This is a genomic window from Streptomyces sp. SP18CS02, assembly GCF_036322365.1.
Lineage (GTDB): Bacteria > Actinomycetota > Actinomycetes > Streptomycetales > Streptomycetaceae > Streptomyces.
Genome location: NZ_JAQYXC010000233.1, coordinates 1 through 369, shown reverse-complemented (window position 1 = coordinate 369; position 369 = coordinate 1). Strand labels below are relative to the sequence as shown.

The 369-nt window shown below is 75.6% G+C and carries 2 pseudogenes; one reads left to right on the top strand and one right to left on the bottom strand.

Annotated features, from left to right (window positions below):
- A pseudogene (locus PUR26_RS02300) lies at positions 1-139 on the bottom strand (helix-turn-helix transcriptional regulator); the annotation flags it as partial.
- 108 nt (positions 140-247) lie between these two features.
- Between PUR26_RS02300 and PUR26_RS02295 the strand changes: the two are divergent.
- A pseudogene (locus PUR26_RS02295) lies at positions 248-369 on the top strand (homogentisate 1,2-dioxygenase domain-containing protein); the annotation flags it as partial.

Below are 369 nucleotides of genomic sequence, written 5' to 3'. Positions count from 1 at the left end.
GCAGCGACAGCACCTCCCGCTCGACCACCACCCGGTAGGCGACCCCGCGGACCGCCGCCCGTTCCTCGGCCTCGGTGTCCGTCCCCGTCACCGCGATCGGCTTGCCCGTCACCAGCGCGCACACCTCGTCCGCCGCGCCCTCGCCCGCCCCGGCCGGCCCCGTACCACCGCGACCCCTCGCACCCTCGCCCCCGTACCACCGGCCCGCCCCCTCGCACGGCCGGCCGGCCCGCGCACCCGTCACGTCCGCCCGCCGTACTTCCACCGCAACGTGATGAGCGAGTACATGGGTCTGATCAAGGGCGCCTACGACGCCAAGACCGCCGGGGAGGGGGGTTTCGTCCCGGGCGGCGGCTCGCTGCACAACAT